We start from the raw sequence: 19,733 nt of genomic DNA on the forward strand, positions 1-19,733 counted from the left end.
CCGCCGACGAGGCCCCCGCGCTCGACGCGGCCGGCCTCGAGGCGGGCTACGGCCGCGACGCGCCCGTGCTGCGCGGGGCGGGCCTGCGGCTGGACGCCGGGACGGTGACGGCGCTCGTGGGCAGGAACGGCGCGGGCAAGACCACGCTGTCGCGCTGCCTGGTGGGGCTGCACCGGGAGCGCGCGGGCAGCGTCCGCTTCCGCGGCGAGGAGCCGCGCCGCCGCGACCGGCCCGAGCACGCCTACCTCGTGATGCAGGAGACCGGCTACCAGCTGTTCAGCGACACCGTGCGCGGCGAGCTGCTGGGCGCGCTCACGCACGGCGGGCTGCGGCCCGCGCCCGACGGGGCGGACGGGCAGGCGGACCGCGCGCTCGCGCGCTTCGGCCTCGAGGACATCGCCGAGCGCCACCCGCTCTCGCTCTTGGGAGGGCAGCGCCAGCGGCTGGCCATCGCCGTCGGCATCCTGCAGGGCGCCCGCGTGCTCGTGCTCGACGAGCCCACGAGCGGGCTCGACTTCGGCACCATGGGGCGCGTGGCCGACGAGGTGCGCCGGGCGCGCGACGCGGGAGCGTGCATCGTCGTGGTCACCCACGACTACGAGTTCGTCTGCGCCGCCTGCGACCAGGTGGCCGTGCTCGAGGACGGCGTCGTGTCCGACGTGCTGCCCGTGCGCGGCGAGGCCCTCGGGCGCATCCGGCGCGCGATCGGCATCGACGGGCGGGCGCGCCCGCTCTGACCGAATCTGACCGAAGGCATCGACCATTTCAAGAGAAGGAGATACGCTTATGGCAACGACGACGGTTGCCGCCTCTTCGGGCGGCGCGAACGCGAAGGGCAAGCTGGTGGGGAAGGACTACATCACGCTGGCCATCTTCGGGGTGCTCCTGTTCCTCGTGTTCATGGTGTTCGCGATGGTGCTGGGCATGAACGCGAACCTGTTCTGGTTCACGCACGCGTGCGGCTCGCTCATCGGCGGCATCGTGTGGATGTACGTGGCCGCGAAGGTGCCCAAGCGCGGCGCGTTCGCCATCATGTCCGCGATCGTCGCGGTGGTGGCGCTGCTGCTGGGCATGCTGTGGACCGGCCCGGTGGGCATCGTGGCGGGCGGCCTGCTGGCCGAGCTCGTGGCGGGGGCCGGCAGCAAGCGCACCACGCTGCGCTGCCTGGCGGCGTTCGCGGTGTGGACGCTGTGCTTCTGGGTGGGCCAGGAGTCGATGATCTTCCTAGCGGGCGACGCCTACGTGCAGATCGTGGTCGATTCCGGCATGAGCGCCGAGTACGGCCAGGGGCTCGTCGACTTCATCCACGGCCCGCTCGCGCTGGTGGCGCTGGCCGCGACCGCGGTGTGCCCCTTCGTGGGCGGCTGGATCGGCTCGAAGCTGTTCAAGAAGCACTTCGCCAAGATCTCGGCCTGAGCGCCGCGCCCTTCGGCCGACGAGGCGCCGAACGAACGGCTCCCTTTCGGGGGAGCCGTTCTCTTTTTCGGCGGCATCGTCCAATCGGCATCGACGTGCAGCGGATTTCGGCGGGATCGCTATTATGTTCTCTTAGGCTAACAATAAGCACGTTACGGCAAGGAAAGGAACGAATCGTGTCAAGACCGCAGAATCCCATCGTGCGGCTGCTGGAGTTCGCCGGGCCCCACAAGCGCTTGACCATCGCGGGCTGCGCGCTCTCGGCGCTCAACGCCGTGCTGGCCATCGCGATGCTCGTGTGCGTGTGGTTCGTCGTGCGCGACCTCGTGGCCGTCGCCCCGGCGTGGGGCGAGGCGCGGCAGGCCCCGGTGTACGGCGCCTGGGCGCTGGCCTTCGCGCTCGCGGGCCTCGTCGTGTACTTCGCCGCGCTCATGTGCACGCACCTCGCCGCGTTCCGCACGGCGACGAACATGCGCAAGGCGGCGCTCGAGCACCTCGCGAAGGTGCCGCTCGGCTACTTCTCCGTCCGCTCCACCGGCGAGCTGCGCCGCGTCATCGAAGGGTCCACGGGGCTCACCGAGGGCGTGCTGGCGCACCGCATCCCCGATTTCGTGGGCGCGCTGGTCACGCCCGTGGCCTACCTCGTCGTCATGTTCGTGTTCGACTGGGTCATGGGCCTCGTGTGCCTCATCCCCGTGCTCGCCTCCGCCTTCTGCATGTTCCTCATGATGGGCGGCGGCCTGGGCGGCAAGGACGGCGAGGGCAACTCCAACGCCATGCAGTTCATGGTGAACTACCAGAACGCGCTCGACAAGATGAACAAGGCCGCCGTGGAGTACGTGCGCGGCATCCCCGTGGTGAAGGTGTTCCAGCAGACCGTCCACTCGTTCAGGGCGTTCCGGGAGTCCATCGTGGCCTACTGCGACTTCGCCACCGCCTACGTGAAGCTGTGCGAGGGCCCGCAGGTGGCGCAGCTCGTGGCCATCAACGCGACGTTCTTCGTGCTCGTGCCGGCGGGCATCCTGCTGGCGGGCGCGGCGGGCGACTTCGGCGCGTTCCTCACGAACTTCCTGTTCTACGTCATCTTCTCGGCGCTCACCACCATGATGATGAGCAAGATCATGTACTCGTCGCAGGCGGTGACCGAGGCGCAGGACGCGGTGAGCCGCATCGACGGCATCCTGTCGGCGCCGCTCATGGCCGAGGTGGACCCGGCCCGGGCCGAGGCGCCCGCCGACGACGCCATCGACTTCGACCACGTCACGTTCTCCTATCCGGGCGCCGACGCGCCCGCGCTCGAGGACGTCGTGCTGCACGTGCCCTCGGGCGCCACGGTGGCGCTCGTGGGGCCCTCGGGCGGCGGCAAGACCACCGCGGCCTCGCTCGTGCCGCGCTTCTGGGACGCGAGCGCGGGGCGGGTGCTCGTGGGCGGCGTCGACGTGCGGTCCATCCCGCAGGCCGAGCTCATGGAGCGCGTGGCCTTCGTGTTCCAGAACGACAAGCTGTTCAAGCAGAGCCTGCTGGACAACATCCGCGCCGCGCGGCCGGAGGCGACGCGCGAGGAGGTGGAGGCGGCCGCGCACGCGGCGCAGTGCGACGACATCGTGGCGAAGCTGCCGCAGGGGCTCGACACCGTGGTGGGCGCCCGCGGCGTGTACCTCTCGGGCGGCGAGTGCCAGCGCATCGCGCTCGCGCGCGCCATCCTGAAGGACGCGCCCATCGTGGTGCTCGACGAGGCCACGGCCTTCGCCGACCCCGAGAACGAGGCGCTCATCCAGCGCGCGCTGGGGGTGCTGTGCGCGGGCAAGACCGTGCTCATGATCGCGCACCGGCTGTCCACCGTGGCCGGCGCCGACGCCATCTACGTGCTGGACGGCGGCCGCCTCGCGGAGCAGGGGACCCACGCCGAGCTGGTGGAGGCGGGCGGCTTGTACGCGCGCATGTGGGCCGACTATCGAACCTCGGCGCAATGGCGCATCGGAAAGGAGGGCGGCTATGCTGCGTGATTCCCTGGGCCTCACCGACGTGGGCGCGAAGAACTTCAGGCGCGGCGTGTTCTTCTGCACGCTGGCGAACCTCGTGCTCATGGCCCCGATCGGCATCCTGTTCCTGCTGGTGAGCGACTTCATGGACCACCTCGTGGCGGGGGCCCCGCTGCCCGCGCTGGCGCCGTACCTCGCGGGGTGCGTCGGCATCCTCGCGCTCATGGTCCTCACCCAGTGGGCCGAGTACGCGAACACGTACCACAAGGTGTACGAGGAGAGCGCCCGCAAGCGCACCGACCTGGCCGAGCACCTGCGCCGGCTGCCGCTGTCGTTCTTCGGGCGGCGCGACCTGTCCGACCTCACGAACGCCATCATGAAGGACTGCTCCGACCAGGAGCGCATGTTCATGCACGTCATGCCGCAGCTGTTCGGCACGGGCCTGTCCACGGCCATCGTCATCGTCGGCATCTTCTTCTACGACTGGCGTCTGGCGCTCGCGGCGTTCTGGGTGGTGCCCGCGGCGCTGCTCGTGATGGCGCTCACCGGGAAGCACCAGCAGCGCAAGGCGCAGGCGATGGAGGACGCGCGCCTCGAGGTGGCCGACGGCGTGCAGGAGTTCCTGGAGTGCGCGCAGGAGATCCGCGCCACGAACCGCTCGGCGGCGCATCTGGACGCGCTCGCGGCCAAGCTCGACGCGTTCGAGCGCAGGCAGGTGGCGTCCGAGCTGACCACCGGCGTGTTCGTCACCTCGGCGCAGGCGTTCCTCAAGCTGGGCATCGGCACCACCGTCTTCGTGGGCGCGACGCTGCTCGTGTCCGGGCAGACGGACTTCATGACCTACTTCGCCTTCCTGCTCGTGGTCACGCGCGTGTACGATCCGGTGAACCTCATCCTGCAGTCCATCGGCGAGCTGCTGAGCATGCGGCTGTCCATCAGGCGCACGCAGGAGCTGGCCGCCGAGAAGCCCATGGAGGGCTCCACCGACTTCGCGCCGCGAGGCCACGACGTGGTGTTCGAGGACGTGTCGTTCTCGTACGGCGACGGCGAGCAGGTGCTGAGGGACGTGTCGTTCACCGCCCGCGAGGGCGAGGTGACGGCGCTCGTGGGCCCGTCCGGGTCGGGCAAGTCCACGGTGGCGAAGCTGGCGGCGCGCTTCTGGGACGCCGACGCGGGGTCGGTGCGCGTGGGCGGCGTGAACGTGGCCGACGTGGACCCCGAGACGCTGCTGGCCGACTACGCCGAGGTGTTCCAGGACGTGGTGCTGTTCGACGACACGGTGATGGGCAACATCCGCCTGGGGCGGGTCGGCGCAACCGACGAGGAGGTGCTGGCGGCGGCGCGGGCGGCGATGTGCGACGAGTTCGTGAGCCGCATGCCGCAGGGCTACGACATGATGATCGGCGAGAACGGCGGGCGGCTGTCGGGAGGGGAGCGGCAGCGCATCTCCATCGCGCGCGCCATCCTGAAGGACGCGCCGGTGGTGCTGCTCGACGAGGCCACGGCCTCGCTCGACGTGGAGAACGAGACGCAGGTGCAGCAGGCGCTGTCCAGGCTGCTGGCCGGCAAGACCGTGCTGGTCATCGCGCACCGCATGCGTACCGTGGCCAACGCCGACAAGATCGTGGTACTCAAAGAGGGCCGCGTCGCCGAGCAGGGCGCGCCCGCCGAGCTCATGGCGCGCGAGGGAGGGTGTACCGGCGCATGGTGGAGCTGCAGACCGAAGCTTCGGGGTGGTCGCTGGCTTCCTGACGCCTCGCTTCTTTCCTTCGGCGATGGCGCTCGGCATGCCGTCGCGCCGGGAAACCGTCGGGATGAGGCGCGCGCGACAGGGCTGCATGCGCCGTTATGCGTTACCATGGTGCGAGGCGCATAGCGCGGCTTGGAGCCGCGCCGAGGAAAGGATGTAGACAGTGGATCGCGTGTTGCTGAAAGGCGCGCTGGCCGAGCTGTTCGACGAAGGGGCGGCTCGCTTCGACGCTTCGATGGCGGAGCTCACGACGTTTCGTATCGGAGGTCCGGCCGACGTTCTCGTGGAGCCTCGCACGGCGGGCGAGGCGCGTGTCGTATTGGAGGCATGTCGCCGCCTGGGCGTTGCGGTGCGTGTGATGGGGCTTGGCAGCGACGTGCTGGTGGCGGACGAAGGGCTTCGTTGCGTCGTCGTGCGCATCGCCGAGAGCTTGTCGCAGGTGGAGGTTGACGGCGAGCGGATGCATGTGGAGGCGGGCGCGTCGAACGCCGACGTGGCGCGGCGCGCATGCGAGGAGGGGCTTGCGGGATACGAGTTCGCCTGCGGCATCCCGGGTACCGTGGGCGGCGCGGCCATCATGAACGCGGGCGCCTACGGAGGCGAGTTCAAGGACGTGGCCGAATCGGTGCGCTGCCTCACGCCGGAGGGCGAGCTGGTGGACGTGGACGCCGAGCGGGCGCAGTGGTCGTATCGGCATTCGATGATGGGCGAGGCCGGTTTCGTGGTGCTGGGAGCGACGCTGCGCCTGGCTCCCGACGACCCGCGCGCCATCCGGGAGCGCATGGACGACCTCGCGCGCCGGCGCGCCGAGAAGCAGCCGCTCGAGCTGCCCAGCGCCGGAAGCACCTTCAAGCGCCCTGCCGGGTTCTTCGTCGGGCAGCTGGTGCAGGAGGCGGGGTTGCGAGGGTACCGCGTGGGCGGTGCCCAAGTGTCCGAGAAGCACACCGGTTTCGTGGTGAACGCGGGCGACGCCACGGCGGCCGACGTGCGCCGCCTCATCGCCGATGTGCAGGAGCGCGTGCGGGCGAGCGCCGGCGTGGATCTCGAGCCCGAGGTGCGCATGTGGGGTTTCGAGGAATAAGCTCGTCCCCAATATCTTGCGACAAAGGAACAAATGTTTCACGTGAAACATTTGTTCGCGCACGAAGATGACGGGAGGCGGCAACCGCTCGCTTAGGTAACGGGCGGGCGTGCGCTTGCTTGGTCGATATAGAGGGCGAGCGCTCCTTTAGGTGAACTGCCCTTTCCTATGAATCACGGAAATGTTACTATTGCTATAGCATAAGTGGACGCAAGGGGGCGTGCGTATGATCGATCGGGCTTTGTTCGCGCTGGAGGGCATCCGCGGCGCGCTGGCGGCGCTGGTGGCCCTTGCCGTGGCCCGGGCGCTGCTCGTGGTGGGGCAGGCATGGTCGTTGGCAAGCGCCATCGTGCATCTATGGGAAGGCGCGCCGCTGCCCGACCAGGCTCCGCTCATCGTCCTGTTCTTCCTCTGCTTCGTAGGCGGCCAGCTGGTGCGCTACGCGCAGGACTCCTATCTCGACCGCTACGCCTACGCACGCATCGACGCACTGCGCCGCGAGCTTCTGCAGGCGGTGTTCGGCCAGGGTGCGCGCATCGTGCAAGCTCAGGGCACCGGCAGCGTCACTGCGATGGTGTTGGAGGGCATCGACCAGGTGGAGACGTACCTGCGCCTCATCCTGCCGAAGATCGTGTGCGTGGTCGTGGTGCCGCTCATCGTGCTTTTGTGCGTGTTCCCGGTGGATTGGGTGTCGGGTTCCATCATGCTGGTCATGTACCCGGTCATCGTGTTCTACATGGGGCTGATCGGCGCGACAGCGAAGGCGGCCGCGTCGCTGCAGCACGAGGAGTACCAGCGGCTGTCGAATCACTTCATCGACTCGATGCGCGGCATCGATACGCTCAAGCTGTTCGGCCGCGGCAAGCGCCACGGCGAGCGCATCTTCGAGGTGAGCGAGCGCTTCCGCGAGGCAACGGTTAAGACGCTGCGCATCGCCACGTTGTCGGGCTCCGTGCTCGACCTCATCTCCACGCTGTCGCTGGCGGCCGTGGCCATCATGTTGGGATTCCGCCTCGTGGACGGTTCGATCGCCTTCTTCCCTGCGCTGTTCGTGCTGGTGCTGGTGCCGGAGTACTTCAAGCCCATCCGCGAGTTCGCCAGCGACTACCACGCCTCGCTCGACGGCAAGAACGCGCTGGCCTCCATTCAGGGCATCATCGCGTCGGCGGAGGAGGGCGCGTCGGACGTTGCAGGCGACGAGGCCGCCGCGCTGCACGACGTTCCCGTCTGGAGCGAAGATTCGACGCTCGAGCTGGACGGCGTGCGCTTCTCGTATCCCGAGCACGAGGCGCTTTCGGACGTGTCCTTCGCCGTGCGCGGTTTCGCGCGCGTCGGCGTCATCGGGGCCAGCGGCTCGGGCAAGAGCACGCTCGTGAACCTGTTGGGCGGCTTCGCGGCTCCCAGCGCGGGCACGGTGCGCGCCGCAGGGCGGCAGCTGGCAGACCTGCGCGAGCCTTCGTGGCAGCGCCAGGTGCTCTACATCCCGCAGGACCCGTACCTGTTCCACGCCACGCTGCGCGACAACATCATGTTCTACCGCCCCGATGCCGACGACGATGAGGTTGCGCGCGCGGTGGAGGTCGTGGGGCTGGGCGATCTCGTGGCCGAGCTGCCGGACGGGCTGGACACGCTGGTGGGCGAGGGCGCCCGCGCGCTGTCGGGCGGCCAGGCGCAGCGCATCGCGCTGGCCCGCGCGCTTCTGGACGACTCGCGGCGCATCCTGCTGTTCGACGAACCCACGGCGCACCTCGACATCGAGACCGAGTTGGAGCTGAAGGAGCGCATGCTGCCGCTCATGGAAGGCCGTCTCGTGGTGTTCGCCACGCACCGGCTGCATTGGGTGCACGACATGGACGCCGTGCTGGTGATGGAGGACGGGCGCGTGGCCGAGTTCGGCGCGCCGAAGGAGCTTGCCGCGCGCGACGGCGCGTACGCGCGCTTGGCGTCGCGGTTGGAAGGAGGCGCGCTATGAGCAGGGAAGGCGAAGCCGTGCAGGGCGCCGTGCCGCGCGAGGAGGGGTTCGCGAGCGTGCTGCGCCGCGACGCCTGGGTGAAGCCGTTCTTCTTCCGTTACCGCAAGGCGTTGGCGTTGGCGCTTTTCCTGGGGCTGCTGACGTTCGGGTTCGCCTCGGCGCTGATGTTTACCTCAGGCTACCTGGTCAGCGCTTCGGCGGTGGTTGAGACCATCCTCTTTCTGCACCTGCCGCTCATCTTCGTGCGCATCTTCGGCGTGGGCAAGCCCATCCTGCAGTACCTCGAGCGCTTGACCAGCCACGACTGGGTGCTGCGCATGACCAGCGGATTGCGGTTGAAGCTGTACCGCGCGCTGGAGCGCGACGCCGTGTTCTTCCGCGCCACGCACCGCACGGGCGACGTGCTGGGTCTTCTGGCCGAGGATATCGGGCACATTCAGAACCTGTACCTGCGCACCGTGTTCCCCACGGTGACGGCATGGCTGCTGTTCGTCGTGCTGGTGGCATGCCTGGGCTGGTTCTCGCTCTGGCTCGCGCTGGCGATGCTGCTGGTGCTGGGCACGGCGGTGTTCCTCGTGCCGCTGGTGTCGGTGCTGGCGAACGCCGCGCGCCAGGCGCGCCACAAGCAGATGAAGAACGAGCTGTACGCCGAGCTGGCCGACAACGTGCTGGGTGTGTCCGACTGGGTGTTCGCCGGGCGCGGCGAGGAGTACCTCACGCGCCATAAGGAGCGCGAGCTGCGGATGCGCGACGTGCAGGAGCGCATGGAGCGCTTCGGTCGGCGCCGCGACGTGGTGCTGCAGGCGCTGTTCGGCATCTGCGCCGTGCTGCTGCTGGTGTGGGCGGGCGGGCGCTTCGGCGGGGAAGGGGGCGACGCGGCCAACTGGATCGCCGCGTTCGTGCTGGGCTTCTTCCCGCTCATCGACGCGTTCGCGCCCTTGTCGTCGGCGGCGGTGGAGGCCGGCGCCTACCGCGATTCCATCGCGCGTTTGAACGACCTGCCGACCCCCGGCGAGGAGAAGCCGTCCGCGCGCGTGCCCGAGGCGCCGTTCGACGTGCGGGTTGACCGGGCGGAGTACCGCTATCCCGGCACGTCGCGTGACGTGCTGCGCGGCCTGAGCCTGACGGTGCCGCAGGGCCAGCGCGTGGCCGTGCTGGGCCGCAGCGGCGCGGGCAAGAGCACGCTGGCGTCCCTCGTGCGCGGCGACATACGACCCGATGCGGGCGGCGTGACGCTGGGCGGCTCGCCCACGGCCGACCTCGGCGACGAGGCGGCGAAGTGGATCGGGGTCATCCAGCAGCGCACCTACCTGTTCAACATGACGCTGCGCGACAACCTGCGCATCGGGCGCGAGGACGCGACCGACGACGAGGTATGGGACGCGCTGGGCAGGGTGGGGCTGCGGTCGATGGCCGAGCGGCTGCCGAACGGCCTGGACACGCTGGTGGACGAGGCCGGCCTGCGCTTCTCGGGCGGCGAGCGCCACCGCGTCGCGCTCGCGCGCGTGCTGCTGCAGGACGTGCCCGTGGTCATCCTGGACGAGCCCACGGTAGGCCTCGATCCTATCACCGAGCGCGCGCTGCTGGACGACCTGTTCGAGGCGCTGGCGGGCAAGACGGTGATCATGATCACCCACCATCTGGCCGGCGTGGACGCCATGGACCGCGTCGTGTTCGTGGAGGACGGCCGCATCGCGCTCGACGGCGCGCCGGACGAGCTCGCGCGCACGAGCGAGCGCTACCGACGTCTGCTGGCCTTCGACCGCGGGCAGGCGGCGGGCCGCTAGCCGCGGGCGCGCAGAAGGGCGGTTGCGTCCTCGGGCGCGAGCGCGCACACGGTGGATCTCCTGAGCAGGCCTTTGTCGCGCGTTACGATGTAGTCGGCCTTCGCGCGTTCGGCGCATGCCATGATCAGGTTGTCCTCTATGTCCCCGTTGAACGCGCTCAGCTTGCTGGCGACCCAGAAGTCGGATAGGTCGAGCCCGACGAGCGTCGAAACCTCGTTCATGTTAGCGAGGTTCGCCCAGGCTAGGCGGTTCGCGGCCAGCGCGAAGGCTTCGTCGACCGCTTCGCCCTTCTCGCGCGCCGCTTTCTTGAGGGTGCTGCAGGTGAAGAAATGGACGTCCTTCGCCGTGGTCGCCGCATGGCAGAGCGTTGCGCCTCGCTCCACGGCTTCGTCGAGGAATTCGCACGATGCGCGATGGTTTGGGCGAAATCCCAGGTAGTTGTCGAGCCAGACGTTCGTATCGACGAGGAAGACCGGGGCGGCTCCGTTCATGGCCGCACTCCTTCCTCGCCGTGGCGCTCGAGTATGAACTCTTCCATGAGCTGGTCGTAGGGATCGAAGGCGACGGAAGAGGGCATTTCGCTTCCGAAGCCCATATCCGCGAACGCTCGCGCCGCTTCCTCGCGTCCGCGGCGAAGCGCTTCGAGTTGCGACGGGCTCTCTATCCTCGCGTTCGCGCGCGCTGGCAAGGGACGGTCCTCCAGCAGGTTCACGATGGCCGAGGGGTTTTCGCCGCACCCTGCTGCTTTGCGCCACAGCGCGCGAACCGCCTGCGACGGAGAGTATCCGGCGCGTTTCAAAACGTCGTCTCCGGCAAGTTTGAGCGAACGCTCGATACGGGTGTTGAACTGGATCGTCTCGGCAGCGGCACCCATCGTTCCTCCTTTCAAGCAGCCTATGAGCTATACGTAAGTATAGCATAATCGCTAGCAAAATGGATGAGCAGAGATGCGGGCGGTTCTTCGACGGCGCTTGGCAGGGCGCTCGCATTCTCGGGCTATCGAGCGCCCGTTTGCGGGGCGGGAAGGGATGGCGTCTGGGGATTCTCCGTTCTTCGCGCCGCCGGGCTCCGGCTTCCGGTATCCTGAACGTTCGCGACAATTCCGGATTACGAGAGCAGCGGAGAGGCTTCATGAAGATCAACCACGCGATCCTGCACGTTTTCGACTTCGTCTCGTGCGTCAACGTGTACGCCCAGGAGGAGCTCGACCTTTCGAGCAAGAACGCCAAACGCTACGTGACGAGCCACGCGAAGAAGGCGCTCGGCAACATCGACAGCAAGCGCGGCGAGTTCGCCGAGAACAGCATGTTCGCCGAGGAGCTGCGCTGCTACTTCCGCGGCCAGCGCGAGTTCGTCGACCTGTCCGTCCAGGTGGCCGAGTTCATCGCGGGCGAGCTGGGGCGCATGGAGAAGACCGAATCGGCCGACCTGCTGGTGGTGGACTTCGAGGACGATCCCGACAACACGGTGCGGGAGATGACCGACGACGAGGCCGAGGCGGCGTACCGCGGCGAGGGCAAGCGCTACTTCGCGTTCATGCTGCTGGAGGCCAAGCAGGCCTACATGCACGAGGTGGGCTACGGCGAGAGCGGCGCGCAGCGCGTGGACATCGCGCGCCATCACGCCATCCTGCCGAACCCGTCGCAGAAGGTGGCGTCGTTCGCGGTGATCGAGTCGAAGACGCTGTCGGTGTCGTTTTGCGACAAGGAGCGCGCCATCGCGGGCGAGAACCGCTGGCTCATCCCCGACGGCCTGCTGCAATGTTCGATGGAGGCGTCCAGCAAAGAGGTGTTCGACACGGTGACGCGCATCGTCGAGGAGGTTGCCGAGGAGTACGGCGCCAACGCTGCCGTGGCGGTGTCGAAGGCGAAGGCCTACGTGGCCGAGAACGCCGACGAGTCCGACGAGCTTGCCCCGTGGGACATGGGCGAGGAGGTGTTCGAGGACGAGCCGTTGCAGAAGCGCTTCGAGCAGGCGCTGGCCGACGAGGCGCTGCCCGAGCGCGTGGTCGTGGAGAAGAACGTGGCCAAGCGCGTGGCGAAGAGCCATAAGATCCGCACTGACACGGGCATCGACATCACGTTCCCGGCCGAGTACGGCGAGAACCCCGACTTCATCGAGTTCGTCAGCGGCCCGAACGGCCTCATCAACATCGAGCTCAAGAACATCGGCCACATAGAGAACCGCTAGAGGCCCCGCGGTCCCATCCTGCAACCTGCCGCCGCACCCGCTTCCCCGTGGGCGCGGCGTATGAGACAATAGAGCGAACTTCCCGAAAAACAGAGGAGCACAACGTGGCGGAATTCATCTACCAAATGTATCAGGCGCGCAAGGCGCACGGCGACAAGGTCATCCTCGACGACGTGACCCTGTCGTTCTACCCCGGCGCGAAGATCGGCGTCGTGGGGCCCAACGGCATGGGCAAGTCGACGCTGCTCAAGATCATGGCGGGCCTCGAAGAGGTGTCCAACGGCGACGCGCGCCTCACGCCCGGCTACACGGTGGGCATCCTGCAGCAGGAGCCGCCTCTGGACGACGACAAGACCGTCATCGAGAACATCGAGATGGCGTTCGGCGAGGTGAAGGCCAAGATCGACCGCTTCAACAAGATCGGCGAGGAGATGGCCGAGCCCGACGCCGACTTCGACGCGCTCATGGCCGAGATGGGCGAGCTGCAAGACGCCATCGACGCGGCGAACGGGTGGGATCTCGACAGCCAGCTGTCGCAGGCCATGGACGCGCTGCAGTGCCCCGACCCCGACATGCCGGTGAACGTGCTATCCGGCGGCGAGCGCCGTCGCGTGGCGCTGTGCAAGCTGCTGCTGGAGGCGCCCGACCTGCTGCTGCTCGACGAGCCCACCAACCACCTGGACGCCGAGTCGGTGCTGTGGCTGGAGCAGTTCCTGCGCACCTACCCCGGCGCGGTGCTGGCCGTCACGCACGACCGCTACTTCCTGGACAACGTGGCCGAGTGGATCTGCGAGGTGGACCGCGGCAGCCTCTTCCCGTACAAGGGCAACTACTCCACCTACCTCGAGACGAAGGCCGCGCGCCTGGAGGGCCAGGGCCAGCGCGAGGAGAAGCTGGCGAAGCGCCTGCGCTCGGAACTGGAGTGGGTGCGATCCAGCCCCAAGGCGCGCCAGGCCAAGAGCAAGGCCCGCATCGAGCGCTACGAGCAGATGGCGGCCGAGGCACGCTCGTTCGAGAAGGCCAGCGTGTCGGACATCACCATCCCCGTGCCGCCGCGCCTGGGCGCGAAGGTCATCGAGGCCAAGCACATCAGGAAGGCGTTCGGCGACCGCGTGCTCATCGACGACTTGTCGTTCACGCTGCCCCAGGGCGGCATCGTGGGCGTGATCGGCCCGAACGGCGTGGGCAAGTCCACGCTGTTCAAAGCCATCGTGGGCTTGGAGCCCCTGTCGGGCGGCGAGCTTGAGATCGGCGAGTCGGTGAGCATCTCCTACGTCGACCAGAACCGCGAGGGCATCGACCCGAACAAGAAGCTGTGGGAGGTCGTCTCCGACGGCCTGGACTACATGAAGGTGGGCGACACCGAGATTCCCAGTCGCGCCTACGTGGCCAGCTTCGGCTTCAAGGGGCCCGACCAGCAGAAGCCGGCCGGCGTGCTGTCGGGCGGCGAGCGCAACCGCCTGAACCTGGCGCTGACGCTCAAGCAGGGCGGCAACCTCCTGCTGCTCGACGAGCCTACGAACGACCTCGACGTCGAGACGCTGGAAAGCCTGGAGGAGGCGCTGCTGGCATTTCCCGGCTGCGTCGTGGTGACCAGCCATGACCGCTGGTTCCTCGACCGCATCGCCACGCACATCCTGGCGTGGGAGGGCACCGACGAGAACCCGGGCAACTGGCACTGGTTCGAGGGCAACTTCGACGACTACCAGAAGAACCGCGTCGAGCGCCTGGGCGAGGAGGCCGCGCGTCCGCACCGCATCCACCGCAAGCTCACCCGCGACTAGCAGATACGCGACATGCATTCGAGGCCCCGGAGCTGAACGGCATCGGGGCCTCGCCGCGTTCAGGCGAACTTGACGGCGCAGAGGACGACGAACCCGATGACGACGACAGCTGCCAAAAGGTTCATCGCGCGCAGCGGGAGCTTCCCGAGGGCTTTCTGGCACAGCGGGTAGACGATCCATGTGTACAGCATGGCCATGGCCGCCAGTGCGAGGTCGTTTACGAGCCATGCCTGGCCGAGGATGTTGAACGGCAGCTGCGAGTTGTCCCACAACGGGTATTCGCCGGCGGCGTTCGGCTGGTTCAGCATGAACCCCATGGCCAGTTCCATGAGCATGCACATGACCACGGTGGCGGCGAAGAACTGGATCCCGGCGCTGACGAGGGTGGCGCGCCGGGCGACCAGCGCCGTCTTGAGCGGCATCAGCACGAGCGCGCAGACGACGACGCCCACGCCGTACACGAGAAACGGGTACATCGGGTCGTCCCACACAAGCGAATCGGCATCGACGATGCCGAATACGTTCATGAACGAGCAGTAGACGATCTCCATCCAGTGTCCCACCACGCTGAACACGCAGAAGTACACGGCCAGGTTCCGCCAGAACGCGAAGGAGCCGGGCTCGTAGCCGTACCGCTCGTCTTCTTTGGAGAGAATGGGCATGGACGCTGGGTCGTTCTAGCCGGCCGCTTCAGAATCGTAGCTGTACGAGAGCTCGATCGAGGTTGCGTCCGAGGAGCCGGCATCGTCGGCGTCGTCGAGGTCGGGAAGCGCCACGTTCACGTAGTACAGGAAGATCAGGATGCAGAAGCCGACGGTCACGGCTATGAAGGCGATGTTCATGCCGTCCCGGGGGACCTTGCTCAGCAGCTGCTCGAGCGCCGGGTAGATCACCCATGTCATGAGCGTGGCCACCACGCCGAAGGCGATGGCGTTCTGCAGGCACACCTGGCCCATGAAGTTGCAGAACATATCGGAGTAGTCCCATAAGGGCAGCTTGCCGTCAGGGCCGGGCTGGTTGACCATGAGGCCCATGACCAGCTCGATGGCCGTGCAGACGAGCGCGTTGACGACGAAGCTGATGAGCAAGGGCACCACGCGGCTGCGGATGCGCTTTTCGAGGAAGTTCTTGACGGGGTACAGCAGAAGCACGCACGCCACGGCTCCGAACCCGTACACGATGAAGGGGTAGAGCCAATCCGACCAGATCTGGGAATTCGGGTCGTAGGTGCCGGGTATCATTCCGAAGCGGATGAGCGTGCAATAGGCCGCCTCCATCCAGTGTCCCACCACGCTGAACACGCAGAAGTAAATGATGATGTTGCGCCAGAACGCCCAGGTCCGAGGCTGGTAGCAGTCCAGGTCCTTCGCGAGCTCGCGTTGTTTGACCTCTGCGTCGAAGGGCTGCGTCAGCACGGCTTTCGCGCGTCTCGACGTGAGGAAGTACGCGAGCAGGATGAGGTCGGGAGTGCACGAGAACAGCTGGCCGACAAGGCTGAAGTGACCGGTCGCGATGTTGAAGGCGGTTCCGATGAAGATGTTGAACAAGCTGAACCCGATGATGAAATGGCGCGCCAGGCGTTTGCGCTGCCAGATGAGCCAGAAGCTGATGCTGTCGAATATCAGGTTGACGAAATCGAGGATGTTCGAGAATTCCAGCTCGTAGCTGCCTTTGATCAGGAACGCCAACAGCGAGATGGTGACGACGACGTTGAATGCAAAGAAGAACTGGAGGACCCGCATGAAGCCGAGCTTCTTCGGGTTGCTGAAGTCTTTCGCCATGGGCTGCGGCTCCAATCACGCGCGACAGATCTATCCTGGTGGCGCGCGTCCCCGATGGCGTTGCGCGCACAGTTCGTCCAGTATATCTCGGCAGACCGGCGGAAGGCGCGTTCGGAAAGGCAGATGCCGCGTTCGCTTCGCAGAACGCGGCGTTCGTGCCGCTACCAGCGTTTGAGCGTGGGGAGCAGGGCGCCCATGAACGAAACGGCTTCGTCGCGCGTGATGTGGCACGACTCGGCCATGAACGGGGCGCAGCGCTCGATCAGCTCCTCGAGCGTCTCGTCTTCCAGAAACGCGCCGTTCGCATAGCACCACGAGCAGTAGTCGGCCGACAGAGAGCCGTCCGCCTCGGTGCCATGATCCTTCTCCTGGTAGAACGGCATGCCGCAGCTTTGGCAGTAGGCGCCGTCGGGCATCTCCAAAAGCAGGGCGACGGGCACATCGCAGGTGGCGGCGATGAGCTTGCACATGTCGATGCCAGGCGTGGTCTCCCCGTTCTCCCAGCGCGATACGGCCTGGCGGGTGACGTAAAGCTTGCGCGCTAGGTCTTCCTGAGTAAGGTTGCGCTCCTTGCGGATGCGGACGAGCACGTCTCCGATGGCCATGGGGTCCTTTCGTCGTTGGCTTGCGCAACCATTGAACCACGGCGTCGGCCCCGCCGTAAAGAAACAAAGCGTTGCGGGATGCGCTGCGCGGCGGTTGCGGGTATGATGGCATGGCGTTGCTGCAAGCCTGTTGCGAGATGCCGCGTGCGCGGCCGAAGGGAGACGACACGATGTACATTACCTGCCTGGACCTGGAAGGCGTGCTGGTGCCCGAGATCTGGATCGCGTTCGCCGAGGAGAGCGGCATTCCGGAGCTGACGCGCACGACTCGCGACGAGCCCGACTACGGCAAGCTCATGGACTTCCGTCTGGACATCCTGCGCCAGCATGGCCTGGGCCTCAAGGAGATCCAGGAGACCATCGCGCGCATCGACCCCTTGCCGGGGGCGAGGGACTTCCTCGACGAGCTGCGCGCCACGACCCAGGCCGTCATCATCAGCGACACGTTCACCCAGTTCGCCCAGCCCCTCATGGCGAAGCTGGGCTGGCCGGCGCTGTTCTGCAACGAGCTGGAGGTGGCTGACGACGGCACCATCGCGGGCTTTCGCATGCGCTGCCCCGAATCGAAGCTGACCACCGTGCGCGCGCTGCAGTCCTGCGGCTTCGACACCATCGCGGCGGGCGACAGCCATAACGACCTGGGGATGATCAGAGCCAGCAAGGCGGGCTTCCTGTTCCGCAGCCCCGATTCCATCAAGGCAGAGAACCCCGACCTGCCCGCGTTCGAGGAATACGACGACCTGCTCGCCGCCGTCAAGCAGGCTATGGCTTAACTGCGTTCGCCGTCGCCTGCGGCATCGGCGTTTTCGCGCAGGTGCTCGTCGGTGGCGGCGCGCAACGTCGCCACGACGTTCGCCGACGCGTTGGTCGCGACACCCGAGCTCAGTATGGCCTGGAGCGGGTTCGCGTGGTCGCCGCGGCAGGCTTCGTCGCTCATGATCTCGACGAGGCCGCCCAAGGTGAACCTCACTACCACCATGGCTTCGCTGCTCAAACGCGTTTCATCGACATGGAACAGGTCGAACCAGGTATGCATGACCAGGTTCTTCAGCGTGGCCACAAGCTCGCTCGATCCGTTCTTGCCGACGACCAGAAGGGCACGGTCGACGCGCTTTTTCAGGTCGGGATCGCGCAGCAGAGCGCCCGCTTCGGTTTCATCGACGCCTCTCGAAGGATCTCCGTTCATCAACAGCATGCGCGCCATCTCGCGTGGGAGCATGTTGTCCAGCGCTTGCGCGGCGAGCGCGCCCAAACCGTCGAAGTGGTAGTAGAACGCGTTCTTGTTGACCTGCGCCCGTTTCGCTATTTCGCTAACGGTGATCTGGGCGTACGGTTTCTCGGCGAGGATCTCCCAGAACGCCTCCTCCATGCGCTCGACGGCGGTGGGGCCTTCCTGGTCTTTACGCGGGCGCGCCATGGCTTCTCCTCGAAACTAGTCAACAGGAACAATACTCACCATTTTTATTAGACGTTGCGACTAATAAAATTGCCTCTTGAGAATAAATCAAGCCGCGGGCGCGGTCAAGCGCCGGCGACGCATTCGGAAGGAGGCTCCCGGTGTTCGAGAAACTCGGGAAAGCGAAGTACGTAGTGCCGCTGCTCATCGGCATCGTGGCGGCATGCGTCATGTCCGTCATGTTCTACCCGATGGCGAATATGGAGATGAAGGGGCTGCCGTTCGCGGTTCTGTCGCTCGACGAGGGCGTGGAGACGCCGCAGGGCGATATGAACGTGGGCGATACCCTGGTCGAGAACATCACGTCCGCGACGGCTGCGGAGGACGGCGAGGAATCGCCCATCGCCTGGACGAAGGTGGGCAGCCAGAAAGAGCTGGACGAAGCTCTCGAGAACGGCGAATACTACGGCGCGATCATCGTTCCCGCTGATTTCAGCGCCCAGCAGATGGCGGTCAAGCAGGCCGAGACGAAGGCCTCGCTCGCGCAAGCCCAGGCTTTGATGGCCGCGCAGGCGCAGGCCCAGGCCGCTGCGGCGGCCCAAGCAGCCGCAGCCGGCGGCGAAGCTGCCGCAGGTGGCGACCAGGCTGCGGCCATGGCTGCTGCCGCCGCAGGCGGGGAGGCTGCGGGTGGCGACCAGGCTGCCGCGATGGCTGCCGCCGCTGCGGCGCAGGGAGGGGATGCGGCGGCGGCCGCGCAAGGCGATGCGGCTCAGGCCGCTGCTTTGGCCGCCGCCGCGCAAGACGACGGGGCTTCCGAGGCTGAGGAAGTGGAGGCTCCTGCCCTCAAGGTGCTCATCGACAAGGCGAAGAGCCCGCTCGTGGCCAGCCAGATGGGCGCGAGCATCCCCTCGATGTTCCAGCAGATGGGCGTCGACGTGGACGTGGAGACCATTCACGAAGGGTCGGCTTCCGATGGCGACGGAGCGGCGGCCAATCCCATGTCCGGCATGGTGTCGCTGCAGCTTGCCATCATGCCGCTGTTCATGGTGTCGATGATGACGGGTCTGTTCCTCAGCCGCATCTTCGGAAAGAAGACGGATGCGACGAGCGCGGAGCGCTGGAAGTCCATCGGGATCCAGGCGGCTTACGCCGTCGTGGCCTCGCTGATCGTCAGCCTGTGCGCGTTCTGCATGCTGCTGTGGATCGCCGGTATCGAGGCTCCCATGGACGCCATCGTGCCGTTCATGTGGCTTGCCAGCTTCTGCGTGATGCTCGTGTTCATCGGCGCGTTCAACATCTCCACGGCGCTTGGCGGCCTGCTTGCGCTCGTCGGGTTCGCGTTGGGTATGATGACGGGCACGTTCCCCTTCGAGGCTCTGCCGGCGTTCTGGCAGGACTGGGTGTACCCGTGGGCCCCGCAGCGCTTCATGAGCGAGGGCATCCGCGCCATCCTGTATCTGGACGCGGGCGCCTGGAACGCAGGGAGCCTGCCGCTCCTGATCGTGGGCGCGGTCGGCGCGATGCTGACCTGCATCGCCGCTCTCGTGCCGGGCAAGAAGGACAAGAGCGAGACGGTCGCCGCCTAGGCGGAGAAACCGCTTGGCGTTGCACGTGGGGGGGCGGGCTTCGGCTCGCCCCCTTTCCTTTTGTCGCGCGGTTCGCGCCCAACCTCGCTCTTTCGGCTGTCTCGGCGACGCCTCGCTGCAGGGGTTCGCAAGACGATGTGCAGCGAAATCGCCGGTTTGGCAGTCCTCGGCGGCCTTCGACCGCGCTCGACGCTCCTTCCCGAGCATTGGCGAGGCGTAATCCCAGGTGGCGTTCCGTCGCCACCCCGGGATGCGCCGTCCGATCGAGCCGGGACTGCCAAACCGGCGCTTTCGCTGCACGCAAGGCGTCGAAACCGTGCGTTCGCGGCGAAGAAGGCGGCTGGGCGACGGCTTCAGGTGACGGTTCTGGCGCGTTGGGAACCAGAAGGCGGCGCACGTCGGT

The 19,733-nt window shown here is 67.0% G+C and carries 16 protein-coding genes and 1 pseudogene; 11 read left to right on the forward strand and 6 right to left on the reverse strand.

The features are described from left to right. The 7 genes and pseudogenes from GT613_RS11810 to cydC all read left to right on the forward strand — a co-directional run. A partial coding sequence (locus GT613_RS11810) for an ATP-binding cassette domain-containing protein (protein WP_161172633.1) occupies positions 1–737 on the forward strand: 737 nt, incomplete at its 5' end. Positions 738–786: 49 nt separating this feature from the next. Further along, positions 787–1,416 carry an MptD family putative ECF transporter S component gene (locus tag GT613_RS11815; protein ID WP_009304421.1) on the forward strand — a complete coding sequence of 210 codons (630 nt, stop codon included), beginning with the start codon at positions 787–789 and terminating at the stop codon, positions 1,414–1,416. Positions 1,417–1,592: 176 nt separating this feature from the next. Continuing rightward, positions 1,593–3,422 carry an ABC transporter ATP-binding protein gene (locus tag GT613_RS11820; RefSeq protein WP_009608548.1) on the forward strand — a complete coding sequence of 610 codons (1,830 nt, stop codon included), beginning with the start codon at positions 1,593–1,595 and terminating at the stop codon, positions 3,420–3,422. Further along, a pseudogene (locus GT613_RS11825) lies at positions 3,412–5,150 on the forward strand (ABC transporter ATP-binding protein). Before GT613_RS11820 ends, GT613_RS11825 begins: the two are co-directional and overlap by 11 nt. A gap of 161 nt (positions 5,151–5,311) precedes the next feature. Next, positions 5,312–6,229, forward strand: a complete 918-nt coding sequence (murB, locus tag GT613_RS11830) for a UDP-N-acetylmuramate dehydrogenase (RefSeq protein ID WP_009304418.1) — start codon at positions 5,312–5,314, stop codon at positions 6,227–6,229. 226 nt (positions 6,230–6,455) lie between these two features. Then, positions 6,456–8,201, forward strand: coding sequence for a thiol reductant ABC exporter subunit CydD (gene cydD / locus GT613_RS11835; protein WP_009304417.1), 1,746 nt, complete (start codon positions 6,456–6,458; stop codon positions 8,199–8,201). Continuing rightward, entirely contained in the window at positions 8,198–9,988 is a 1,791-nt protein-coding gene (gene cydC, locus GT613_RS11840) for a thiol reductant ABC exporter subunit CydC (protein WP_009304416.1), read from the forward strand. Before cydD ends, cydC begins: the two co-directional genes overlap by 4 nt. Here the strand turns inward: cydC and GT613_RS11845 are convergent. Beyond that, a complete protein-coding gene (locus GT613_RS11845) occupies positions 9,985–10,479 on the reverse strand; it encodes a PIN domain-containing protein (protein WP_009304415.1) in 495 nt (164 codons plus the stop codon). The genes cydC and GT613_RS11845 overlap by 4 nt on opposite strands. Further along, positions 10,476–10,862, reverse strand: a complete 387-nt coding sequence (locus GT613_RS11850; protein WP_009304414.1) for a hypothetical protein — start codon at positions 10,860–10,862, stop codon at positions 10,476–10,478. Before GT613_RS11850 ends, GT613_RS11845 begins: the two co-directional genes overlap by 4 nt. Before the next feature lie 257 nt (positions 10,863–11,119). Here GT613_RS11850 and GT613_RS11855 point away from each other — a divergent pair, with 257 nt between their 5' ends. Continuing rightward, a complete protein-coding gene (locus GT613_RS11855) occupies positions 11,120–12,178 on the forward strand; it encodes a nucleoid-associated protein (RefSeq protein ID WP_009608528.1) in 1,059 nt (352 codons plus the stop codon). A gap of 104 nt (positions 12,179–12,282) precedes the next feature. Next, on the forward strand, positions 12,283–13,962 hold the full coding sequence (gene ettA, locus GT613_RS11860) for an energy-dependent translational throttle protein EttA (RefSeq protein WP_161172634.1): 1,680 nt from the start codon (positions 12,283–12,285) through the stop codon (positions 13,960–13,962). A 59-nt stretch (positions 13,963–14,021) separates the two neighbouring features. On the opposite strand, the gene GT613_RS11865 is transcribed toward ettA, so the two are convergent. The 3 genes from GT613_RS11865 to GT613_RS11875 form a co-directional block, all read right to left on the reverse strand. After that, complete coding sequence (locus tag GT613_RS11865) at positions 14,022–14,624, reverse strand: putative ABC transporter permease (RefSeq protein WP_114532512.1); 603 nt, start codon at positions 14,622–14,624, stop codon at positions 14,022–14,024. A gap of 15 nt (positions 14,625–14,639) precedes the next feature. After that, positions 14,640–15,743, reverse strand: a complete 1,104-nt coding sequence (locus GT613_RS11870) for a putative ABC transporter permease (protein ID WP_114532513.1) — start codon at positions 15,741–15,743, stop codon at positions 14,640–14,642. A gap of 161 nt (positions 15,744–15,904) precedes the next feature. Continuing rightward, the gene (locus tag GT613_RS11875) at positions 15,905–16,348 is read right to left on the reverse strand and encodes a zinc ribbon domain-containing protein (protein ID WP_009304409.1); all 444 of its coding nucleotides are present in this window, start codon (positions 16,346–16,348) and stop codon (positions 15,905–15,907) included. Between the two features lie 170 nt (positions 16,349–16,518). Between GT613_RS11875 and thrH the strand changes: the two genes are divergently transcribed. Beyond that, a complete protein-coding gene (thrH, locus tag GT613_RS11880) occupies positions 16,519–17,121 on the forward strand; it encodes a bifunctional phosphoserine phosphatase/homoserine phosphotransferase ThrH (protein ID WP_114532573.1) in 603 nt (200 codons plus the stop codon). Here thrH and GT613_RS11885 read toward each other — a convergent pair. Continuing rightward, entirely contained in the window at positions 17,118–17,765 is a 648-nt protein-coding gene (locus GT613_RS11885) for a TetR/AcrR family transcriptional regulator (protein ID WP_114532514.1), read from the reverse strand. The genes thrH and GT613_RS11885 overlap by 4 nt on opposite strands. A gap of 140 nt (positions 17,766–17,905) precedes the next feature. Between GT613_RS11885 and GT613_RS11890 the strand changes: the two genes are divergently transcribed. Further along, complete coding sequence (locus GT613_RS11890; protein WP_114532515.1) at positions 17,906–19,330, forward strand: ABC transporter permease; 1,425 nt, start codon at positions 17,906–17,908, stop codon at positions 19,328–19,330. Positions 19,331–19,733: the final 403 nt, after the last annotated feature.

It is taken from the genome of Eggerthella sp. BIOML-A4 (assembly GCF_009875575.1).
In the GTDB taxonomy this organism is placed as follows: Bacteria; Actinomycetota; Coriobacteriia; order Coriobacteriales; family Eggerthellaceae; genus Eggerthella; species Eggerthella lenta.